We start from the raw sequence: 21,195 nt of genomic DNA on the forward strand, positions 1-21,195 counted from the left end.
GGGTGGGCGCTCGGGGCACGCTCGTGGACCGATCCTCGGAGGGGGAACGATGCCCGAGTTGCCCGAGGTCGAGGTCGTACGGCGGGGACTGGAGCGGTGGGTCGCCCACCGGACCGTCGCCGAGGCCGAGGTGCTGCACCCGCGTGCGGTACGCCGCCACGTCGCCGGCGCCGAGGACTTCACGCACCGTCTGAAGGGTCGTCGTGTCGGTGTCCCCAGCCGCCGCGGCAAGTACCTGTGGCTGCCCCTGGAGGGCACGGGCCAGTCCGTCCTGGCCCACCTCGGCATGAGCGGCCAGCTGCTGGTCCAGCCGCACACGGCGGTGGACGAGAAGCATCTGCGGGTCCGGGTCCGCTTCACGGACGCGCTGGACACCGAACTCCGCTTCGTCGACCAACGCACCTTCGGCGGGCTGTCGTTGCACGAGAACACTCCCGAGGGCCTGCCCGACGTCATCGCGCACATCGCCCGCGACCCGCTCGACCCGCTCTTCGACGACGACGCCTTCCACCGGGCACTGCGCCGCAAGCGCACCACCATCAAACGGGCCCTGCTGGACCAGTCGCTGATCAGCGGCGTCGGCAACATCTACGCGGACGAGGCGCTGTGGCGGGCCCGCATCCACTACGAGCGCCCGACGGAGACCTTCACCCGCCCGCGCTCCCAGCTCCTCCTGGACCATGTGCGGGACGTGATGAACGCCGCCCTCGCGGTGGGCGGCACCAGCTTCGACAGCCTCTACGTCGACGTCAACGGCGAGTCGGGCTACTTCGACCGGTCCCTCGACGCCTACGGGCGGGAGGACCTGCCCTGCCGTCGCTGCGGCACGCCGATACGCCGACGGCCCTGGATGAACCGGTCCAGCTACTTCTGCCCGAGGTGTCAGCGGGTTCCGCGCGCGTCGTAACTCTCCCGCGCCAGGAGCACGTCGTCCATGCTGTCCTCCAGGAAGTGGATGAGGGACAGCACGCGCCGCGCGGCCTCGTGGCCCAGCGGGGTGAGTTCGTAGTCCACCCGGGGCGGGTTGGTCGGCTGTGCCTCGCGGTGCACCAGACCGTCGCGTTCCAGCGCGTGCAGCGTCTGGGACAGCATCTTCTCGCTCACACCGTCGACGCGGCGGCGCAGCTCGTTGAAGCGCAGCGAGCCCTCGGACAGCGCCCCGAGCGTCAGCGCGCCCCAGCGCCCCGTCACATGTTCCAGCGTGCCGCGTGAGGGGCACTCCCTGGCGAACGCGTTGTAGGGGAGCCCCGGATCCCCCGGGTACCGCCGCGTGGTCGTCATCCGATCAGCGTACTTCAGCGCAGCGCTTACCAGCAGAATGCACTAACTGGAAGTCAGTGCCGAGGAACGCCGAGGAACGCTGACGGCGGCCCGGGAAGTCCCGAACCGCCGTCCACGCACCACGCGTACCGCTGATGTCCGGCTAGTAGCCGAAGTTCTGGGTCCACCACGGGCCGCCCGACCCGAAGTGCACGCCCACGCCCAGCGTCTTGAAGTCGCAGTTCAGTATGTTCGCCTTGTGGCCGGGGCTGTCCATCCAGGCTTCCATCACAGCCGCGGCGGTCGCCTGGCCGCGGGCTATGTTCTCCCCGCCGAGGTCGGCTATCCCGGACGCCTTCGCCCTGTCCCACGGGGTGTCGCCGTCGGGGTCGGTGTGGTCGAAGAAGCCGCGCTCGGCCATGTCCTGGCTGAACGCCGTGGCCAGGCCCGTCAGCGCGCTGTTCGCGGCGACCGGGCTGCAGCCCACCTTGGCCCGCTCCTGGTTGACCAACTGGAGCACCTGGGCTCCGGCGGCGGCCTCCTCGGAGACGGTCACCGGACTGCTCGGCGCCTGCTTCTCCGGCTCCGGGGTGGCCTTGCGAGGCGGCGTCGTCTCGGGCTTCTCGCTCGGCGTCACCGCCGGCTTCTGCTGCTCCGGCGCCTTCTCCGGTGCCTTCGTCTCCGGCGTCTTCGACTGCTCGGCCGAGGGGGCCGACGGCGAGGGCTTCGGCGAGGTGGAGCGCTCGGAGTCGCGGCTGGCGGGGGCGCCGGCCTCCCGGCTCGGGCTCTCGAGACTGCCCGAGGTGCCGCCCTGCTCGCCGGGTGTGTTGGTCGGGGTGCCCGCGGCTTCCACCGTCTCGCCGGGGGAGCTGTCGCCGCCGAGCTTGTAGTTCTCGAGGCCCGGCACCGCGCCCGTGGCCACCGCGACCGTGCCGAGGGCCACCGCGGCGGAGACCCCGAGCAGTCCGGTGCGCACCGGCGTCGCGGCCTTCTTCTTCCGGCGCCGCCCGCCCGAGCCGCCCGAGTGCCGGTCGCCGTCGCCGGGCGTGAAGCCGTCGTCGGGGAAACCGCCCCGCGGGGCGTCCCTGGGCGGGAGGCCGTCGCTCGCGAAGACAGCCGTCTCGGCGGCGGCCGCGGAGCGGTCGGGCCTGGCGGGGAAGCCGCCCGGGTGGTCGTTCCCGTGGTCTGCCTGGAAGGAGGTTCCGGAGCGGTCGCCGTACGCGAAGCCGTCCTGGGTGAAGCCGTTCTGCGCGAAGTCGCCGGCGGCGTGACCGTCGCCGGGGCCGTCCTCCGTCGCGAAGAGGTAGGCCTCGCTCCTCGCGGACGTCTCGGCGTACGCCTCCGGATTGAGGTAGGGGGCGATGCCCATCGTCGGGGCGTCCGCCGCGTGTGCGCTCAGCGGGTCGTGGCTCCCGTCGTACCGGCCGTCGTGCTGAGTGACCTCCGTGGCGGCGCGGCCCGTGGCGGCGCGGCCGGCGGCGGAGCGTCGGTGGCGTCCCATGTCCTGGCCTTCCTGGTCCCTGCGGTCGACCCGTCCTCGCGATCAACATGAAACTCACACGATCGTGTGAGTTTCATATGAGATTCGTTCGATCGGGACGGTACCGCATGGCGCAAGGGGAGGGAGTGCCCCGAGTGACATTGTCCGGTTAGGTTGCAGTCATGAGCGAGGATGTGCGGCTGGTCGCCTGGGTGCGAGGACGGGTCCAAGGTGTGGGTTTCCGCTGGTTCACGCGGGCCAAGGCGCTGGAGATCGGCGGTCTGAGTGGCTTTGCTCTCAATTTGGGTGACGGACGGGTCCAAGTGGTCGCGGAGGGCTCCCGGGAACGCTGCGAGGACCTGCTCGACTGGCTCCAGGACGGCGACACGCCCGGACATGTGGACGGGGTCACCGAGATATGGGACACACCCCGCGGCGGCTACGAGGGCTTCGCCATCCGCTGATCCCCCCGCCCTCCCGGAGTCCCCGGGGGCCGGAGAGGGGGTCCCGGTCGGCCCGAAAGCACGGAAAGTTCCTGGTGATTGCCAAGCACGCCCCCGTCGTGGGAAGCTCGCCCGCACATCCGACCCACCGCGCCCCGGGGGCCGGCACGAGCGGCGCCGCCACCGCCCGACAGCCGTGCACGCTCGGCCATCCGCCGATACGGGGCGTGATCGTGTTGACCGTCAAACTTTTTGGTGAGACGCTGAAAGCCCCGCGCACCTTAGCTGTTTGGCATGGCTGAACGGCAGCACAACTCCAGGTCTGCCAAGCACCGCGGGTGCTCATCCCTCACGACCCACACCGCACAGGTCGGTCACGCATTGTGGAGGACCATCCATCATGGCAAAGGCGCTTCTCGGTTACGTCGGCGGCTCCGACCCTCGACTCCTCGCCGAGATGCGACGGCTCCAGCGGCGCGTCCAGGACCTGGAATCCGAACTCGTACGGATCCAGGCGGAGAACGACGAGCTTGCGGCTGCCGCTTCTCACGACAGGATCATGGAGAGCGTTGACGCACACCAGGCGGAGCCTGCGCTGACCTGATCGCTGCACCGCTCCACCCCGGCAAGGCAGCGGTCGGTTCACCCGTCACCACCGCCACGTTGTCAGAAGTGCAAGGGACGCCCCGGCGTCCCTTCTTTCCTGCCTCCGTACCCCCCAGGCACCCCCTGCGCCGCCCGGTTTCCCCAGTTCCCCGGTTCCTTGACCCGCGCATCCTTTCACCGTCTTTAACGTTTGGTGTGCCCTGCGCGTTCACCCGTGAAACCGCCGGTTCATGGAGTGGGACATCCCGGACAGGTAAAGTCCGGCCACGTGCATCTCAAGGCCCTGACCCTCCGAGGCTTCAAGTCGTTCGCCTCGGCGACCACGCTCCGGTTCGAACCGGGCATCACGTGCGTCGTCGGTCCGAACGGCTCGGGGAAGTCCAATGTCGTGGACGCGCTCAGCTGGGTCATGGGCGAGCAGGGCGCCAAGTCGCTGCGCGGCGGCAAGATGGAGGACGTCATCTTCGCCGGCACCACCGGCCGCCCGCCGCTCGGGCGAGCCGAGGTGTCGCTGACCATCGACAACGCCGACGGGGCCCTGCCCATCGAGTACGCCGAGGTCACCATCACGCGGATCATGTTCCGTAACGGCGGCAGCGAGTACCAGATCAACGGCGACACCTGCCGCCTCCTCGACATCCAGGAACTGCTCTCCGACTCCGGCATCGGCCGTGAGATGCACGTCATCGTCGGCCAGGGCCAACTGGACTCCGTGCTGCACGCCGACCCGATGGGCCGCCGCGCCTTCATCGAGGAGGCAGCCGGTGTCCTCAAACACCGCAAGCGCAAGGAGAAGGCGCTGCGCAAGCTGGACGCGATGCAGGCCAATCTCGCGCGCGTACAGGACCTCACCGACGAACTGCGCCGCCAGCTCAAGCCCCTCGGCCGCCAGGCCGCGGTCGCCAGAAGGGCCGCCGTCATCCAGGCAGACCTGCGCGACGTCCGCCTGCGTCTCCTCGCCGACGACCTCGTGCGGCTGCGCGACGCGGTCGCGGCGGAGATCGCCGACGAGGCCGCCCTCAAGGAGCGCAAGGACGCCGCCGAACAGGAACTGCGCAAGGCGCTCCAGCGGGAGGCGGTCCTCGAGGATGAGGTGCGCCGGCTCACTCCGCGCCTGCACAGCGCCCAGCAGACCTGGTACGAGCTCTCCCAGCTCGCCGAGCGGGTGCGCGGGACCATCTCGCTGGCCGAAGCGCGCGTGAAGAGCGCCACCTCCGCACCGCCCGAGGAGCGCCGCGGACGCGACCCGGAGGACATGGAGCGCGAGGCCGCCCGCATCCGCGAGCAGGAGGCCGAGCTGGAGGCCGCCCTCGAGGCCGCCGAACACGCCCTGGAGAACACGGTCGCCCACCGCACGGAGCTGGAACGCGACCTCGCCCTGGAGGAAAGGCGGCTGAAGGACGCCGCGCGCGCCCTCGCCGACCGGCGCGAGGGGCTCGTCCGGCTCACGGGCCAGGTGGGCGCGGCCCGTTCGCGTGCCGCGGCGGCCCAGGCCGAGATCGAGCGCCTGGCCGCGGCCCGCGACGAGGCTCAGCAACGGGCCGTCGCCGCCCAGGAGGAGTACGAGGCCCTGCAGGCCGAGGTCGACGGTCTCGACGCCGACGACGCGGAACTCGCCGGACGTCACACGGAGGCCAAACAGCGGCTCGCCGAGGCCGAGGCCGCCCTCACCGCCGCCCGTGAGGCGGTCACTGCCGTCGAACGTGAGCGCGCCGCGACCCGGGCCCGCCACGAGGCCCTCGCTCTCGGCCTGCGCCGCAAGGACGGCACCGGCGCGCTGCTCGCGGCGCAGGACCGGCTGGCCGGGCTGCTCGGCCCCGCCGCCGAACTGCTCACCGTGGCCCCGGGCCACGAGGTCGCCCTCGCCGCCGCCTTCGGGGCCGCCGCCGACGCCCTCGCCGTCACCGGCCCCGCCACCGCCGCCGACGCGATCCGCCTGCTGCGCAAACAGGAAGCGGGCCGCGCCACCCTGCTGCTCACCGGCGCCGTTGACGGCGGACCGCGGGAAGTACCCGCCGACGCACCGCACGAGCCGCGCGCGAATGCTCCCGACAGTCCCCCGTACGCCGCCGACCTGGTGCGCGGTCCTGCCGAACTCCTGCCCGCTGTAAGCCGGTTGCTGCACGGCATCGTCGTCGTCGGCACCCTGGAGGACGCCGAGGAGCTGGTGTACGCGCGGCCCGAGCTGACCGCCGTGACCGCCGAGGGCGACCTGCTGGGCGCGCACTTCGCGCACGGCGGCTCGGCGGGAGCCCCGAGCCTGCTCGAGGTGCGGGCGTCCGTGGACGAGGCCGCCGCCGAGCTGGAAGAGCTCGGTGTGCGGTGCGAGGAACTGACCCTGGCACAGCACACGGCGGCCGAGGAACGCGGCCGGTGCGCGGCCCTCGTCGAGGAACTGGGGGAGCGGCGCCGGGCCGCCGACCGGGAGAAGTCCTCCGTCGCCCAGCAGTTGGGCCGGCTCGCCGGGCAGGCACGTGGTGCGGCCGGGGAGGCCGAGCGCTCCGCTGCCGCGGCTGCCAGGGCGCAGGAAGCCCTCGACAACGCGCTCACCGATGTGGAGGAACTCGCCGAACGGCTCGCCGTCGCCGAGGAGAGTGCCCCTTTCGGGGAGGGAGAGGAGCCCGACTCCTCCGTGCGCGACCGGCTCGCCGCCGACGGGGCCAACGCCCGCCAGACCGAGATGGAGGCCCGGCTCCAGGTGCGTACGCACGAGGAGCGGGTCAAGGGACTCGCCGGGCGGGCCGACTCCCTCGACCGGGCCGCCCGAGCGGAACGCGAGGCACGCGCGCGTGCCGAGCAGCGGCGGGCCCGGCTGCGGCACGAGGCAGCCGTCGCCGAGGCCGTCGCGGGCGGTGCCCGTCAGTTGCTCGCGCACGTCGAGGTGTCCCTCGCGCGTGCCGAGGAGGAGCGCACCGCCGCCGAGGCCGCGAAGGCCCGCAGCGAACAGGAGCTCGCCCGGGCACGCACCGAGGGACGCGATCTCAAGGCGGAACTCGACAAGTTGACGGATTCAGTTCACCGGGGCGAGGTACTCGGCGCCGAGAAGCGGCTGCGAATGGAGCAGTTGGAGACCAAGGCGCTGGAGGAACTGGGTGTCGAACCGGCCGGACTGGTGGCGGAGTACGGACCGCACCAACTGGTGCCGCCCTCGCCCCCCGCCGACGGGGAGGGCCTCCCGGACGACCCCGAGCACCCGCGCAACACGCCTCGCCCCTTCGTGCGGGCGGAGCAGGAGAAGCGGATGAAGGCCGCCGAGCGGGCCTACCAGCAACTCGGCAAGGTGAACCCGCTCGCGCTGGAGGAGTTCGCGGCTCTGGAGGAACGCCATCAGTTCCTCGGCGAGCAACTGGAGGACCTGAAGAAGACCCGCGCGGATCTGCTCCAGGTCGTCAAGGAGGTCGACGAGCGCGTCGAGCAGGTCTTCAGCGAGGCCTACCGGGACACGGCCCGGGAGTTCGAGGGCGTCTTCTCCCGGCTGTTCCCGGGCGGTGAGGGGCGGCTGGTGCTGACCGACCCCGACGACATGCTCACCACGGGCGTGGACGTCGAGGCGCGTCCGCCGGGCAAGAAGGTCAAGCGGCTGTCGCTGCTCTCGGGCGGTGAGCGGTCACTGACCGCCGTGGCGCTGCTGGTGTCGATCTTCAAGGCGCGGCCGAGTCCGTTCTACGTCATGGACGAGGTCGAGGCCGCCCTCGACGACACCAACCTCCAGCGGCTGATCCGCATCATGCAGGAGCTGCAGGAGGCCTCGCAGCTGATCGTGATCACCCACCAGAAGCGCACGATGGAGGTCGCCGACGCGCTCTACGGCGTCTCCATGCAGGGCGACGGTGTCTCCAAGGTCATCAGCCAGCGCCTCCGCTAGGCAAGTGCAACCTGCATGCATTCATGATCACCCATCCTGCGTCCCGCACGCTTGACTTCAATTCTTGAACCCAACCTCGCGGGATCTTCGGGTATCCGTTCTATAACCCTCTATTGACTTCAAAACTTGAATGCATAGTCTTCGCCATGTTGCTTTCACCTTCAGGTACCTTCAGGTGGACCTCGAAGGGCTGACCCCCACCCGGCGATGTTGCCGGTGGCCCGAGGAGTTACACGTGACCAGCTCAGCGCAGGCACAGAAGTCAGGAGCCGGGACGGCTCAACCCGAGCATCTCGGGCACGTCATCTTCATCACGGCGGCAGCTGCCATGGGCGGCTTCCTCTTCGGCTACGACAGCTCCGTGATCAATGGCGCCGTCGAGGCCATCCGGGACCGCTACGACATCGGCTCGGCCGCGCTCGCCCAGGTCATCGCCGTCGCGCTGATCGGCTGCGCTGTCGGCGCCGCGACCGCCGGCCGCATAGCCGACCGCATCGGCCGCATCCGGGTCATGCAGATCGCCGCGCTCCTGTTCACCGTCAGCGCCATCGGTTCCGCCGTCCCCTTCTCCCTCTACGACCTCGCCTTCTGGCGGATCGTCGGCGGCGTCGCCATCGGTATGGCCTCGGTGATCGGCCCGGCCTACATCGCCGAGGTCGCCCCGCCCGCCTACCGCGGCCGGCTCGGCTCCTTCCAGCAGGCCGCGATCGTCGTCGGCATCGCCGTGTCGCAGCTGGTCAACTGGGGCATCCTGAACGCCGCCGGCGGCGAGCAGCGTGGCACGCTGCTGGGTCTGGAGGCATGGCAGTTGATGCTCGGCGTCATGGTCGTCCCGGCCGTGCTGTACGGACTGCTCTCCTTCGCCATCCCCGAGTCCCCCCGCTACCTGATCTCCGTCGGCAAGCACGAGCGCGCCCGGAAGATCCTCGAAGAGGTCGAGGGCAAGAACGTCGACCTGGACGCCCGCGTCAGCGAGATCGAGACGGCGATGCACAGCGAGGAGAAGTCCCGCTTCAAGGACCTGCTCGGCGGCAGCTTCTTCTTCAAGCCGATCGTCTGGATCGGTATCGGTCTGTCGGTCTTCCAGCAGTTCGTCGGCATCAACGTCGCGTTCTACTACTCGGCGACGCTGTGGCAGTCGGTCGGCGTCGACCCGGCGGACTCGTTCTTCTACTCCTTCACCACGTCGATCATCAACATCGTCGGCACCGTCATCGCGATGATCTTCGTCGACCGCATCGGCCGCAGGCCGCTCGCGATCATCGGCTCCGTCGGCATGGTGATCGGCCTCGCACTGGAGGCCTGGGCGTTCTCCTTCGACCTCGTCGACGGCAAGCTGCCCGCCACCCAGGGCTGGGTCGCGCTGGTCGCCGCCCACATGTTCGTCCTCTTCTTCGCCCTGTCGTGGGGTGTGGTCGTCTGGGTCATGCTCGGCGAGATGTTCCCGAACCGGATCCGCGCCGCCGCGCTGGGCGTGGCCGCCGCCGCGCAGTGGATCGCCAACTGGGCCATCACCGCGAGCTTCCCGTCGCTGGCCGAGTGGAACCTGTCGACCACCTACGTGATCTACACGTTCTTCGCGGCGCTCTCCATCCCGTTCGTCCTGAAGTTCGTCAAGGAGACGAAGGGCAAGGCCCTGGAGGAAATGGGCTGACCGAGCCCGCGGGACCGACGGCCCACGGACCCGTCCCGCACAAGCCCGAGGAGAGGGGTTCAAGTCCCCGCTGCCCCTCTCCTCGTACCCTGCCGCCCCGCTCCGGACACCGTCCGGGCCGGGGCGGCGGCGTGTCCGTGCCGTGTGCCGCAGGTCCTGACCCGTGCGTCGTCGGCCGCCGGCCACCAGGTCGCCGGCCCGGGACGGCACGGGCCGTTCCACGGGGGCCGACCTCGGCTCGACCGGGCTGCCCATGGCTGATACTGGACCCGTTATGGACATCGTCATCCTTGCTGTAGTCATCGCCGTGGTCGTGTTCGGTGTGCTCGGCGGGCTCATCGTCGGCAGCCGACGCAAGAAGCAGCCGTCCCCGCCGCCGCCCACCGCGCCCGACATCACCGCCCCTCCAGCCGAGCCGCACGTCGGCGACGAGGCCGAGACGCCGCGGGAGGAACCGCGGCGCACCATCGAGGAGGTTGATCTTCCGGACGGCTCCGCCCCGGTCGTCGTCGAGGAACCGCCTGCCGAGGTTCCCGCGATCGAGATCCCGGAGCCCACCGCCGGCCGGCTCGTCCGGCTGCGAACCCGTCTCTCCCGTTCACAGAACGCCCTGGGCAAGGGCCTGCTCATCCTGCTCTCCCGCGAGCACCTCGACGAGGACACCTGGGAGGAGGTCGAGGACACCCTGCTCACCGCCGATGTCGGTGTGCAGCCCACCCAGGAACTGGTCGAGCGGCTGCGCGAGCGCGTGAAGGTGCTCGGCACCCGCACCCCCGCCGAACTGCGCGGGCTGCTCCGCGAGGAGCTGATCACCCTGGTCGATCCCACGATGGACCGCACCGTGCGCACCGAGACCGGGACCGGTGGTCCGGGCGTCGTGATGGTCGTGGGGGTCAACGGCACCGGCAAGACCACCACCACCGGCAAGCTCGCCCGGGTCCTGGTCGCCGACGGCAACACCGTCGTCCTCGGCGCCGCCGACACGTTCCGCGCCGCCGCCGCCGACCAGCTCCAGACCTGGGGCGAGCGCGTCGGTGCCCACACCGTGCGCGGTCCGGAGGGCGGCGACCCGGCCTCCGTCGCGTTCGACGCGGTCAAGGAGGGCAAGGAGATGAGCGCGGGCGTCGTGCTCATCGACACCGCCGGCCGACTGCACACCAAGACGGGCCTGATGGACGAGCTCGGCAAGGTCAAGCGGGTCGTGGAGAAGCAGGCCCCGCTGGACGAGGTGCTGCTCGTGCTCGACGCCACCACCGGTCAGAACGGTCTGGTCCAGGCCCGGGTCTTCGCCGAGGTCGTCGACATCACCGGCATCGTGCTCACCAAGCTGGACGGCACGGCCAAGGGCGGCATCGTGATCGCCGTCCAGCGCGAACTGGGCGTCCCGGTCAAGCTGATCGGTCTCGGCGAGGGCGCGGACGACCTGGCACCGTTCGAGCCCGACGCGTTCGTGGACGCGCTCATCGGGGAGTGACCCCGGGGCGGCCCGCCGGACGGCACCCGCACCGACGCGAAGAAGCGCCCGCTTCCGGAAACCCGGAAACGGGCGCTTCGCCGTGCTGCCCCGTGTACGGCTTCGGGGCCGACACCTGCGGCCTTCGGGGTCTGTGCCTACGCCTGCGACCGGTGCACGACGTACGCCAGCGTGCCCAGGACCAGACGGGCCTCGGGCGGGCGGGGGACCGAATCGAGGGCGGGAGAGCGCAGCCAGCGCACCGGGCCGAGGCCGCCCCGGTCCGACGCCGGTGCCGTGATGTGCGTACCGGGACCGAGGCCGCGCAGGTCGAGGGCGGCCGGGTCGTCCCAGCCCATGCGGTAGAGCAGCTCGGGGAGCGCGGCGGCGGCGCCGGGGGCGACGAAGAACTGGGCCCGGCCGTCCGGGGTGGCGGTGACCGGGCCGACGGGCAGGCCCATGCGCTCCAACCGGGCCAGGGCGCGGCACCCGGCGGCTTCGGCCACCTCGATCACGTCGAACGCCCGCCCGACCGGCAGCATCATCGCGGCGCCCGGGTACCCGGCCCAGATCTCCGTCACGTCGTCCAGCGGAGCCCCGGCGGGGATCTCCGGGGCGAGGTCCAGCGGATGCGCCCCCGGCGCCCGGCATCCCGCCCGGCCGCAGGAGCAGGCGCCGGCCGCGGCGCGGGCACCCGGCACCACGTCCCAGCCCCACAGCCCGGTGTACTCCGCCACTCCGGTGCCGTCCGGCGCGCGGCCCCGACGGCGTGAGCCGGACCGGATGTCGCGGATGCCCCGGCTTATGCCGATCGTGAAGCCCATGCCCCCTCCAACGGGTCCGACGCACCGGCGGTTACGCAGCGGGCGCGACGCGTGACTCTCTGTTTTCGACTTCCCTGTACCGATCGGCTCAGTCGGCGCCCGGAAGCGCCCGGGGTGGCGCGCGGGGCGGCTTGCGCCCTCGAGCGCCTCGCCGCATCCACTGTGGCTGCTCTGTGTCAAGTGAATCGTGAGTCGGCCACCGTGAGTTCATTCGATGGGGTGGCGAATGGTGGCGATTACCGGTTCGCCATGGCTGGACGGGTGATCGTAGCGCTACGTTGTGTGCACGGCTTCTTGGGGCACATGCACGCACGGGTATGCCGGAGGCAACTCGGCTTTCCGTTCGGTGGGTGGCGTCCGCCGGACGGCGGCCCCGGCAACCGGCATTCTGGTAGGGCTTGGCGCACTCAGCGGCGAGTGGTTTCAGGGATGGGGGCGTTCCAGTGAGCGGCAACGGCGGTGGCGGGACGAGCGCTGCGGGTACGGAGAAGCGTCCGAACGAGCTGCTCGCCTCGTGGTTCATCCGCAGCGGCTGGTCCAAGGGCGAGCTCGCCCGCCAGGTCAACCGCAGAGCCCGCCAACTGGGCGCCAACCACATCTCCACCGACACCTCGCGCGTGCGCCGCTGGCTGGACGGCGAGAACCCGCGCGAGCCCATCCCGCGCATCCTGTCCGAGCTGTTCTCCGAGCGCTTCGGCGTCGTCGTGTCCGTCGAGGACCTGGGCCTGCGCACCACCCGGCCCTCGCCCTCCGCGACCGGCGTCGACCTGCCCTGGACGGGCCCGCAGACCGTGGCCCTGCTCAGCGAGTTCTCGCGCAGCGACCTCATGCTCGCGCGGCGCGGCTTCCTCGGGAGCTCGCTGGCCCTCTCCGCGGGCCCGTCCCTCATCGAGCCCATGCAGCGCTGGCTCGTCCCCACACCGTCCGCCGCCCAGTCCCGCCCGGAGTCCGAACCCGCCGTCCTGGGGCACACCCGCGGCCGGCTGTCCCAGCCGGAGCTGGACCTGCTGGAGGCCACCACCGTGATGTTCCGGCAGTGGGACGCCCAGTGCGGAGGCGGCCTGCGCCGCAAGGCCGTCGTCGGCCAGCTGCACGAGGTGACGGACCTGCTCCAGGAACCCCAGCCCGACCCGATCCGGCGGCGGCTGTTCAAGGTCGCCGCCGAGCTCGCCGAACTGGCCGGCTGGATGTCGTACGACGTGGGGCTCCAGCCCACCGCGCAGAAGTACCTCGTGCTCGCCCTGCACGCGGCCAAGGAGGCGGGGGACCGGCCACTGGGTTCGTACATCCTGTCGAACCTGAGCCGTCAGATGATCCACCTCGGCCGGCCCGAGGACGCCCTGGAACTCATCCATCTCGCGCAGTACGGCAGCCGTGACTGCGCGAGCCCGCGCACCCAGTCGATGCTGTACGCGATGGAGGCCCGCGCCTACGCCAACATGGGCCAGCCCGGCCGGTGCAAGCGCGCGGTCAGGATGGCCGAGGACACCTTCGCCGAGGTCGGCGAGTGGGAGGAACCGGACCCCGACTGGATCCGCTTCTTCTCCGAGGCCGAGCTGTACGGCGAGAACTCCCACTCCTTCCGCGACCTCGCCTACGTCGCAGGCCGCAGTCCCACGTACGCCTCCCTCGCCGAGCCGCTGATGGAGCGGGCCGTGGAGCTGTTCGCCCAGGAGCGCGCCGACTACCAGCGGTCGTACGCGCTCAACCTGATCGGCATGGCCACCGTGCATCTCCTCCAGCGTGAGCCCGAGCGGGGCGCGGTCCTCGCCACCGAGGCCATCAGGACGGCCAAGAAGGTCCGCTCCGAGCGGGTCAACACACGCATCCGAAAGACGGTCGACACGGCCGTCCGTGACTTCGGCGACCTCGCCGAGGTCGTCGACCTCACCGAGCGGCTCGCCACCGAGTTGCCGGAGACCGCCGAAGCGGTCTGACTCCCGAAGCGGTCCGATCCCCGAAACCCGACAGGAACCCCCGAAGGACTGCAGGGACCTCCGGGAAAACCCCAGGCACCGGCCGCGGCCGGCCCTCCCGAACTGCCCGACTCGGCTCCCCCATGCCAGGTCATCGGAAGGCCCGCCGCGGCCGGTTTTCTGCGTCCGAGCCGACGCCGCTTTCGCGGACCTGGTGCTCGCCGTCGTGGTTGCTCCATCGATGGCCGCGGTGCCACGGGCAGATACCGCGCGGATCCGGCAGTTCATCGACGCGTAACACACCAGGTGCCTTCGTCACGGCGGCGAAACAGCGAGGGGCTCCCACCGAAACGGCGCTGCGCGAATCTCTTGGCGCAGAACCGGCCCACCCCTCACGACCCGCTCGGGTTCCGCCCGCACGGGGCCGTACCGACGACGAGGAGATGCCGATGGCAGCGGCCATCACCCTTGCCGCGGAGACGCCCACGCTCTCTGCCGCCAACACAGGATTCATACTCATCTGTTCCGCCCTGGTGATGCTCATGACCCCGGGCCTGGCCTTCTTCTACGGAGGCATGGTCCGCGTCAAGAGCACCCTGAACATGCTGATGATGAGCTTCATCAGCCTGGGAATCGTCACCGTCCTGTGGGTGCTGTACGGCTTCTCCATGGCGTTCGGCACCGACTCCGGCGGCCTGGTCGGATGGAACTCCCACTGGGTCGGCCTCGGCGACATCGGCCTGACCGAGCTGTGGGACGGCCACACCATCCCCGTCTTCACCTTCCTGGTCTTCCAGCTGATGTTCGCCGTCCTCACCCCCGCCCTGATCAGCGGCGCGCTCGCGGACCGCGTGAAGTTCACCGCGTGGGCGCTGTTCATCACCCTGTGGGCCACCGTCGTCTACTTCCCGGTCGCCCACTGGGTCTGGGGCGCCGGTGGCTGGGCCTTCGAGCTGGGCGTCATCGACTTCGCCGGCGGGACAGCCGTCCACATCAACGCCGGTGCCGCCGCGCTCGGTGTGATCCTGGTGATCGGCAAGCGGGTCGGCTTCAAGAAGGACCCGATGCGCCCGCACAGCCTGCCGCTGGTCATGCTCGGCGCCGCGCTGCTGTGGTTCGGCTGGTTCGGCTTCAACGCCGGCTCCTGGCTCGGCAACGACGACGGCGTCGGCGCGCTGATGTTCGTCAACACCCAGGTCGCCACCGCCGCCGCCGTACTCGGCTGGCTCGCCTACGAGAAGATCCGCCACGGCGCGTTCACCACGCTGGGCGCCGCCTCCGGCGCCGTCTCGGGCCTGGTCGCCATCACACCGGCCGGCGGCGCGGTCTCCCCGCTCGGCGCGATCGCCGTCGGCGCCGTCGCCGGTGTGCTGTGTGCCATGGCCGTCGGCCTGAAGTACCAATTCGGCTACGACGACTCCCTGGACGTCGTCGGCGTCCACCTGGTCGGCGGCATCATCGGCTCCCTGCTCGTCGGCTTCTTCGCCAGCGGCAAGGGCCAGTCGAACGTCCGGGGACTCTTCTACGGCGGCGGCCTCGACCAGTTCTGGAAGCAGTGCGCCGGAGTCTTCGGCGTCCTCGCCTACTCCCTGGTCGTCTCCGCGGTCCTCGCCTTCCTCCTGGACCGGACGATCGGCATGCGCGTCTCCGAGGACGACGAGGTGGCCGGCATCGACCGGGCCGAGCACGCCGAGACCGCGTACGACTTCAGCGGCGCCGGCGGCGGTGCCGCCCGCAACGCCGCCCAGGCGCCCCTCGTCCCGGCCGAGAGCAAGAAGGTGGACGCATGAAGCTCATCACCGCCGTCGTCAAGCCGCACCGGCTCGACGAGGTCAAGGAGGCCCTGCAGACCTTCGGAGTACACGGCCTGACCGTCACCGAGGCCAGCGGTTACGGCCGCCAGCGCGGCCACACCGAGGTCTACCGCGGCGCCGAGTACACCGTCGACCTGATGCCCAAGATCCGCATCGAGGTGCTGGTGGAGGACGAGGACGCCGAACAGCTCATCGACGTGATCGTCAAGGCGGCCCGCACCGGCAAGATCGGCGACGGCAAGGTCTGGTCGATCCCGGTCGGGACCGCCGTACGGGTCCGCACCGGTGAGCGCGGCCCGGACGCGCTCTGAGCCGGACGAACGGAACAGGAGCCACCGGATGACGGGGACGGGCAGGAACGACGAGACGAAGGGCTCGGGGCCCGGCGGCTACGCGGCGGCCCGGCTGCGCCTCCTCACCGAGGAGGCGCAGCCCGGGACCGAGGAGGCGCAGCCCGGGCCGCCGCGCCGCGCCGCCCTCGCGAACCTCACGGACGGCTGGCTCGCCGGGCTCTTCGCGGCGGGTGCCGAGGGGGTGCGCGGGGTGTCCCTGGTCGCCGTGGGCGGCTACGGGCGCGCGGAGCTGTCCCCGCGCAGCGACCTCGACCTGCTCCTGCTGCACGAGGGCGGCGACCCCAAGGCGGTCGCCGCCCTCGCCGACCGCCTCTGGTACCCCGTCTGGGACCTGGGCCTCGCCCTCGACCACTCCGTCCGCACCCCGGCCGAGGCGCGCAGCACCGCGGGCGAGGACCTGAAGGTCCAGCTCGGCCTGCTGGACGCCCGGCACATCGCCGGAGACCTCGGCCTCACCGCCGCACTGCGCACGGCGGTGCTCGCCGACTGGCGCGACCAGGCACCGAAGCGGCTCCCCGAACTCCAGGAGCTGTGCGCCGAACGGGCCGAACGCCAGGGCGAGCTCCAGTACCTCCTCGAACCCGATCTCAAGGAGGCCCACGGCGGGCTCCGCGACGCCACCGCCCTGCGCGCCGTCGCCGCCTCCTGGCTCGCCGACGCCCCGCGCGAAGGCCTGGCCGACGCCCGCCGCCGACTCCTCGACGTACGGGACGCACTGCACCTGGCCACCGGGCGCGCCACCGACCGGCTCGCGCTCCAGGAGCAGGACCGGGTCGCGGCCGAGCTGGGCATGCTCGACGCGGACGTGCTGCTGCGGCAGGTCTACGAGGCGGCCCGCGTCATTGCCTACGCCGGTGACGTCACCTGGCGCGAAGTGGGACGAGTCCTGCGCTCCCGCGCGGTGCGGCCCAGACTGCGCGCCCTGCTGAGCGGCGGGAAACCGACCCCCGGGCGCTCCCCGCTGGCCGAAGGGGTCGTGGAACAGGACGGCGAAGTGGTGCTCGCCCGCGCCGCGCGCCCCGAACGCGACCCCGTGCTCCCGCTGCGCGCTGCGGCCGCCGCCGCCCAGGCCGGGCTCCCGCTTTCCCTGCACACCGTACGGCGCATGGCGGCCACCGCGCGCCCCCTGCCCACGCCGTGGCCCGCCGAGGCGCGGGAACAGCTGGTGACCCTGCTGGGCTCCGGCCGGCCCACGGTCCAGGTCTGGGCGGCGCTGGAGGCGGAGGGCCTGGTCAACAGCCTGCTTCCGGACTGGGAGCGGGTCCGCTGCCGCCCCCAGCGCAACGCCGTGCACCTGTGGACCGTGGACCGGCATCTCATCGAGACCGCCGTTCGCGCCTCCGAGTTCACCCGGCGCGTGCACCGGCCCGACCTGCTGCTGGTCGCTGCGCTGCTGCACGACATCGGCAAGGGCCGGCCCGGTGACCACTCGGTGGCCGGCGAGATCATCGCCAGGGGTGTGGCCGCCCGCATCGGCTTCGACCGGCCCGACGTCACGGTGATCGCCGCCCTCGTACGCCACCACCTTCTGCTCGTCGAGACCGCCACCCGGCGCGACCTGGACGACCCGGCCACCGTGCGCGCGGTCGCCGACGCCGTCGGCGACCGGGGCACCCTCGAACTGCTGCACGCCCTCACCGAGGCGGACGCCCTCGCCACCGGACCGGCAGCCTGGTCGTCGTGGCGCGCCTCGCTCGTCACCGACCTGGTCGAACGGGTCTCCGCCGTGCTGTCCGGGGACCTCCCGGCGGGCCCCGAGGAGACCGCGCCCACCGCGGAACAGGAACGCCTCGCCATCGAGGCGGTCGCCACGGGCGCGCCGGTGCTGTCCCTGCGGACCCGGACCGAACCGCCCACCGAGCCCTCCGGCGATCCCGAGCCGCTGGGCGTGGAACTGCGCATCGCCGTACCCGGCCAGGAGGGCGTGCTGCCAGCGGTGGCCGGGGTGCTCGCCCTGCACCGGCTGACCGTACGGACCGCGGAGCTGCGGGCGCTGGCCCTCCCGGCCGGCGTCGGCGGCTCCGTGCTGCTGCTGGACTGGCGGGTCGCCGCCGAGTACGGCTCCCTGCCCCGGACCGCCCGGCTCCGCGCCGACCTCGTACGCGCCTTGGAGGGCGGCCTCGACATCGCGGGCCGGCTCGCCGAACGGGACGCCGCGTACCCGAGGCGGCGGGGCGTGGTCGCGCCCTCACCGTGCGTGACGGTGGCCCCGGCCGCGTCCCGGCACGCCACGGTGATCGAGGTCCGGGCGCAGGACGCGCCGGGGCTGCTGTTCCGCATCGGGCGGGCGCTGGAGGACGCGGGGGTGCGGGTGCGCAGCGCGCATGTCAGCACGCTGGGTGCGAACGCTGTGGACGCCTTTTACGTGACGCAGGAGCAGGGTGTGCCTCTACCGGGTGATGAGGCGGTGGCTGTGGCCCGGAAACTGGAGGAGACGTTGCGGGCGTGACCTTCCGGGGAGGTCCTGCGTCTGCCGGATATGCTCCCCGCTGCTGCGGGGATGACCCGGAACGCGCCCTTGGCATTGGTGTGCAATGCGTGTCCCCCGCCACTGCGGGGTTCCTTCCGTCCCTGTCCGCTCTCTGCAGCGGGCAGGGACGATTTGCTTGCGCGGCCGGATACCCTGGAGTGCGACCCGAACTGCTCCCGACTCCAAGGACCGACGCCGCCGTGTTCGATACTCTCTCCGACCGCTTGTCAGCCACTTTCAAGTCTCTCCGGGGCAAGGGCAGGCTGTCCGAGGCGGACATCGACGCCACGGCGCGCGAAATCCGTATCGCGCTCCTCGAGGCCGACGTGGCCCTCCCCGTCGTCCGGGCATTCATCAAGAATGTCAAGGACAGGGCTTTGGGCGCCGAGGTCTCCAAGGCGCTCAACCCGGCGCAGCAGATCATCAAGATCGTCAATGACGAACTGATTACCATCCTCGGCGGCGAGACCCGCCGGATGCGCTTCGCCAAGCAGCCGCCGACCGTGATCATGCTGGCCGGTCTGCAGGGTGCCGGTAAGACCACGCTCGCGGGCAAGCTCGGCAAGTGGCTCAAGGACCAGGGGCACTCCCCGGTGCTGGTCGCCGCCGACCTCCAGCGCCCGAACGCGGTCAACCAGCTCAGCGTCGTCGCCGAGCGCGCGGGCGTCGCCGTCTACGCGCCCGAGCCGGGCAACGGCGTGGGTGACCCGGTGAAGGTCGCCCAGGACTCCATCGAGTTCGCGCGGACCAAGGTCCACGACATCGTGATCGTGGACACCGCCGGCCGCCTGGGCATCGACCAGGAGATGATGCAGCAGGCCGCGGACATCCGCGACGCCGTCCGGCCCGACGAGATCCTTTTCGTCGTCGACGCCATGATCGGTCAGGACGCGGTCAACACCGCCGAGGCCTTCCGCGACGGCGTCGGCTTCGACGGAGTGGTGCTCTCCAAGCTCGACGGTGACGCCCGCGGTGGTGCGGCGCTGTCGATCCGTCAGGTCACCGGCAAGCCGATCATGTTCGCCTCGAACGGTGAGAAGCTCGACGACTTCGACGCCTTCCACCCGGACCGGATGGCCTCCCGCATCCTCGACATGGGTGACCTGCTCACCCTGATCGAGCAGGCGGAGAAGACCTTCAGCCAGGAAGAGGCCGCCCAGATGGCCTCCAAGCTGGCGTCCAAGAAGGGCCAGGACTTCACCCTGGACGACTTCCTGGCCCAGATGGAGCAGGTCAGGAAAATGGGCAGCATCTCCAAGCTGCTCGGCATGCTGCCCGGCATGGGGCAGATCAAGGACCAGATCAACAACCTCGACGAGCGGGACGTGGACCGCACCGCCGCGATCATCAAGTCGATGACCCCGGCCGAGCGGCAGGACGCGACCATCATCAACGGCTCCCGCCGCGCCCGTATCGCCAAGGGTGCCGGTGTCGAGGTCAGCGCCGTGAAGTCCCTGGTGGAGCGCTTCTTCGAGGCCCGCAAGATGATGTCCCGCATGGCCCAGGGCGGCGGCATGCCGGGGATGCCCGGGATGCCGGGCATGGGTGGCGGCCCCGGCCGGCAGAAGAAGAAGCAGAAGCAGGCCAAGGGCAAGCAGCGCTCCGGCAACCCGATGAAGCGCAAGCAGCAGGAGCAGGAGGAGGCCGCGCGCCGCGCGGCGGCCGCGGAGGGCGGCAGCGCCTTCGGGCTGCCGCAGCAGGGCGGCCAGGACTTCGAGCTGCCCGACGAGTTCAAGAAGTTCATGGGCTGAGAAGTCCGGGACTGACGGCCCCGTCCGTACGGCACGGGGCCAACCACTTTTCCAAGGGGCCCAAGGGGGCCAAGGGGTGCCCCGTGACGGCGTCAGGGCGTCCGCGCGATCAGGTACCGGAACACGTTCGGCATCCACACGGTGCCGTCCTGCCGCTGGTACGGGTGCAGCGCCTCGGCCAGTTCCTTGTCCACCTGGACCTGGTCCGTCGCGACGATCGCCGGGTCGAACAGTCCCGTCGAGAGCAGTCCCCGTACGGCGCTGTCCACGTCGGCATACCCGAAGGGGCAGGCCACCCTTCCCGAGCCGTCCGGCCGGAGGCCCGTGCGCCGGGCGACCTCCTCCAGATCGTCGCGGTGCGCGGGGCGCCAGTTGCCCGTGCCGCGCACCGGTTCCGCCAGCCTGGTGGCCACCCGGAGCACGGACGCCGTGGCGCAGCGTTCCGGCGGGCCCCAGCCGGTGAGCACCACGGCCGCTCCGCGTCCGGCGAGCGGCGTCGCCTCGGCGAGCAGTCCTCCCAGTTCTTCCGCGTCGCCCGCAAGGCATCCGATCGGTTCGAAGGCGGTCACCACGGTGTACCCGGAGGTGTCCGTTCGGGCCGCCCCGGGGGAGCCGTCCACGATCCGGGTATCCGCGCGCCCCCGCGCGCGTGGGCCCCGCCCGGCGGGCAGCAACCGCTCGCGTGCGTGGGCCAGTCGGGCGGACGAGGTGTCGACACCGGTGACCGCGGCGCCCCGGGAGGCCGCCATCAGCAAGGCGAGCCCCGAACCGCAGCCGAGGCCGAGCAGCCGTGTCGCGGGCCCCACGTCCAGTCGCTCGTAGACGGCCTCGTAGAGCGGTACGAGCATCCTCTCCTGTATCTCGGACCAGTCACGCGCGCGTGCCCGCCGGTCCACGCGAGGACCGTGCCCCGTCGTAGGACCGTGCTCCGTACGAGGAAGGTGCTGCCCCACGAGCGTAGGTGTCATAGGTAAGCGCCCCAATCAGCCGAGAGTTGCCGCCGTGCCCGATCACTTGACCCCCGTGCAGTGCGCTCGCACTCCCCCCGTATGCCAGGAAACTCCGCCCTCGACCCGGCGTCCAGTGGAACGGGGCGGCGGGTTGGGAGTCGCTCGTGCCAGTGGCAAGAATTCACATTCCGGCGATCGCGGGGCGATGAGCCGGTTCCGGCCAAGGTCCGCAAACCCCTGATCGAGGTCGTGTCCGGTCGTGTCCGGCCGCGTCCCCTCATAAGGTCCGGGCCGGTGCCGGGTGCCGTCGGCGGACCCGGTAACGTCGCGGTCGTGGCACTCGTCCACCGGGCGTC

The 21,195-nt window shown here is 71.4% G+C and carries 15 protein-coding genes; 11 read left to right on the forward strand and 4 right to left on the reverse strand.

What is annotated here, in order from left to right:
* The first annotated feature begins 49 nt into the window (after positions 1–49).
* Entirely contained in the window at positions 50–907 is an 858-nt protein-coding gene (gene mutM, locus DIZ27_RS30995) for a bifunctional DNA-formamidopyrimidine glycosylase/DNA-(apurinic or apyrimidinic site) lyase (RefSeq protein ID WP_109381741.1), read from the forward strand.
* On the opposite strand, the gene DIZ27_RS31000 is transcribed toward mutM, so the two are convergent.
* Positions 883–1,281 carry a helix-turn-helix domain-containing protein gene (locus DIZ27_RS31000; protein WP_109381742.1) on the reverse strand — a complete coding sequence of 133 codons (399 nt, stop codon included), beginning with the start codon at positions 1,279–1,281 and terminating at the stop codon, positions 883–885. The genes mutM and DIZ27_RS31000 overlap by 25 nt on opposite strands.
* Positions 1,282–1,423: 142 nt before the next feature.
* A complete protein-coding gene (locus DIZ27_RS31005) occupies positions 1,424–2,761 on the reverse strand; it encodes a CAP domain-containing protein (RefSeq protein WP_109381743.1) in 1,338 nt (445 codons plus the stop codon).
* A 161-nt stretch (positions 2,762–2,922) separates the two neighbouring features.
* On the opposite strand from DIZ27_RS31005, the gene DIZ27_RS31010 reads away from it, so the two are divergent.
* The 5 genes from DIZ27_RS31010 (at position 2,923) to ftsY (ending at position 10,782) form a co-directional block, all read left to right on the forward strand.
* Positions 2,923–3,204, forward strand: coding sequence for an acylphosphatase (locus DIZ27_RS31010; protein ID WP_109381744.1), 282 nt, complete (start codon positions 2,923–2,925; stop codon positions 3,202–3,204).
* A 379-nt stretch (positions 3,205–3,583) separates the two neighbouring features.
* Positions 3,584–3,787, forward strand: a complete 204-nt coding sequence (locus DIZ27_RS31020) for a hypothetical protein (protein ID WP_109381746.1) — start codon at positions 3,584–3,586, stop codon at positions 3,785–3,787.
* A 270-nt stretch (positions 3,788–4,057) separates the two neighbouring features.
* The gene (smc, locus tag DIZ27_RS31030) at positions 4,058–7,654 is read left to right on the forward strand and encodes a chromosome segregation protein SMC (protein WP_109381747.1); all 3,597 of its coding nucleotides are present in this window, start codon (positions 4,058–4,060) and stop codon (positions 7,652–7,654) included.
* Positions 7,655–7,889: 235 nt separating this feature from the next.
* Complete coding sequence (locus DIZ27_RS31035) at positions 7,890–9,308, forward strand: sugar porter family MFS transporter (RefSeq protein ID WP_109381748.1); 1,419 nt, start codon at positions 7,890–7,892, stop codon at positions 9,306–9,308.
* A 274-nt stretch (positions 9,309–9,582) separates the two neighbouring features.
* On the forward strand, positions 9,583–10,782 hold the full coding sequence (gene ftsY, locus DIZ27_RS31040; protein WP_181383763.1) for a signal recognition particle-docking protein FtsY: 1,200 nt from the start codon (positions 9,583–9,585) through the stop codon (positions 10,780–10,782).
* A gap of 137 nt (positions 10,783–10,919) precedes the next feature.
* Here ftsY and DIZ27_RS31045 read toward each other — a convergent pair whose 3' ends face one another.
* Complete coding sequence (locus DIZ27_RS31045; protein ID WP_109381749.1) at positions 10,920–11,585, reverse strand: bifunctional DNA primase/polymerase; 666 nt, start codon at positions 11,583–11,585, stop codon at positions 10,920–10,922.
* Positions 11,586–12,028: 443 nt separating this feature from the next.
* Here DIZ27_RS31045 and DIZ27_RS31050 point away from each other — a divergent pair, with 443 nt between their 5' ends.
* The 5 genes from DIZ27_RS31050 (at position 12,029) to ffh (ending at position 19,889) form a co-directional block, all read left to right on the forward strand.
* On the forward strand, positions 12,029–13,522 hold the full coding sequence (locus DIZ27_RS31050) for a hypothetical protein (protein ID WP_109381750.1): 1,494 nt from the start codon (positions 12,029–12,031) through the stop codon (positions 13,520–13,522).
* Between the two features lie 428 nt (positions 13,523–13,950).
* Positions 13,951–15,291, forward strand: a complete 1,341-nt coding sequence (locus DIZ27_RS31055; RefSeq protein ID WP_109381751.1) for an ammonium transporter — start codon at positions 13,951–13,953, stop codon at positions 15,289–15,291.
* Complete coding sequence (locus tag DIZ27_RS31060; RefSeq protein WP_109381752.1) at positions 15,288–15,626, forward strand: P-II family nitrogen regulator; 339 nt, start codon at positions 15,288–15,290, stop codon at positions 15,624–15,626. The genes DIZ27_RS31055 and DIZ27_RS31060 overlap by 4 nt, the downstream gene beginning before the upstream one ends.
* Positions 15,627–15,654: 28 nt before the next feature.
* Positions 15,655–18,117, forward strand: a complete 2,463-nt coding sequence (locus DIZ27_RS31065) for a [protein-PII] uridylyltransferase (protein ID WP_109381753.1) — start codon at positions 15,655–15,657, stop codon at positions 18,115–18,117.
* A 221-nt stretch (positions 18,118–18,338) separates the two neighbouring features.
* On the forward strand, positions 18,339–19,889 hold the full coding sequence (gene ffh, locus DIZ27_RS31070; protein ID WP_109381754.1) for a signal recognition particle protein: 1,551 nt from the start codon (positions 18,339–18,341) through the stop codon (positions 19,887–19,889).
* A 92-nt stretch (positions 19,890–19,981) separates the two neighbouring features.
* Here the strand turns inward: ffh and DIZ27_RS31075 are convergent, their stop codons facing one another.
* Entirely contained in the window at positions 19,982–20,857 is an 876-nt protein-coding gene (locus DIZ27_RS31075) for a methyltransferase domain-containing protein (protein WP_109381755.1), read from the reverse strand.
* Between the last annotated feature and the right edge of the window lie 338 nt (positions 20,858–21,195).

Source organism: Streptomyces sp. NWU339, assembly GCF_003143855.1.
In the GTDB taxonomy this organism is placed as follows: domain Bacteria; phylum Actinomycetota; class Actinomycetes; order Streptomycetales; family Streptomycetaceae; genus Streptomyces.

What these genes read in the sequence shown, in the direction of transcription:
- DIZ27_RS31055 (WP_109381751.1), top strand. Translation starts at nt 13,951, where the DNA reads ATGGCAGCGGCCATCACCCTTGCCGCGGAGACGCCCACGCTCTCTGCC.
- DIZ27_RS31000 (WP_109381742.1), bottom strand. Translation starts at nt 1,281, where the DNA reads ATGACGACCACGCGGCGGTACCCGGGGGATCCGGGGCTCCCCTACAAC.
- DIZ27_RS31075 (WP_109381755.1), bottom strand. Translation starts at nt 20,857, where the DNA reads ATGACACCTACGCTCGTGGGGCAGCACCTTCCTCGTACGGAGCACGGT.
- mutM (WP_109381741.1), top strand. Translation starts at nt 50, where the DNA reads ATGCCCGAGTTGCCCGAGGTCGAGGTCGTACGGCGGGGACTGGAGCGG.
- DIZ27_RS31010 (WP_109381744.1), top strand. Translation starts at nt 2,923, where the DNA reads ATGAGCGAGGATGTGCGGCTGGTCGCCTGGGTGCGAGGACGGGTCCAA.
- DIZ27_RS31065 (WP_109381753.1), top strand. Translation starts at nt 15,655, where the DNA reads ATGACGGGGACGGGCAGGAACGACGAGACGAAGGGCTCGGGGCCCGGC.
- DIZ27_RS31020 (WP_109381746.1), top strand. Translation starts at nt 3,584, where the DNA reads ATGGCAAAGGCGCTTCTCGGTTACGTCGGCGGCTCCGACCCTCGACTC.
- ftsY (WP_181383763.1), top strand. Translation starts at nt 9,583, where the DNA reads ATGGACATCGTCATCCTTGCTGTAGTCATCGCCGTGGTCGTGTTCGGT.
- DIZ27_RS31045 (WP_109381749.1), bottom strand. Translation starts at nt 11,585, where the DNA reads ATGGGCTTCACGATCGGCATAAGCCGGGGCATCCGCGACATCCGGTCC.
- DIZ27_RS31060 (WP_109381752.1), top strand. Translation starts at nt 15,288, where the DNA reads ATGAAGCTCATCACCGCCGTCGTCAAGCCGCACCGGCTCGACGAGGTC.
- DIZ27_RS31005 (WP_109381743.1), bottom strand. Translation starts at nt 2,761, where the DNA reads ATGGGACGCCACCGACGCTCCGCCGCCGGCCGCGCCGCCACGGGCCGC.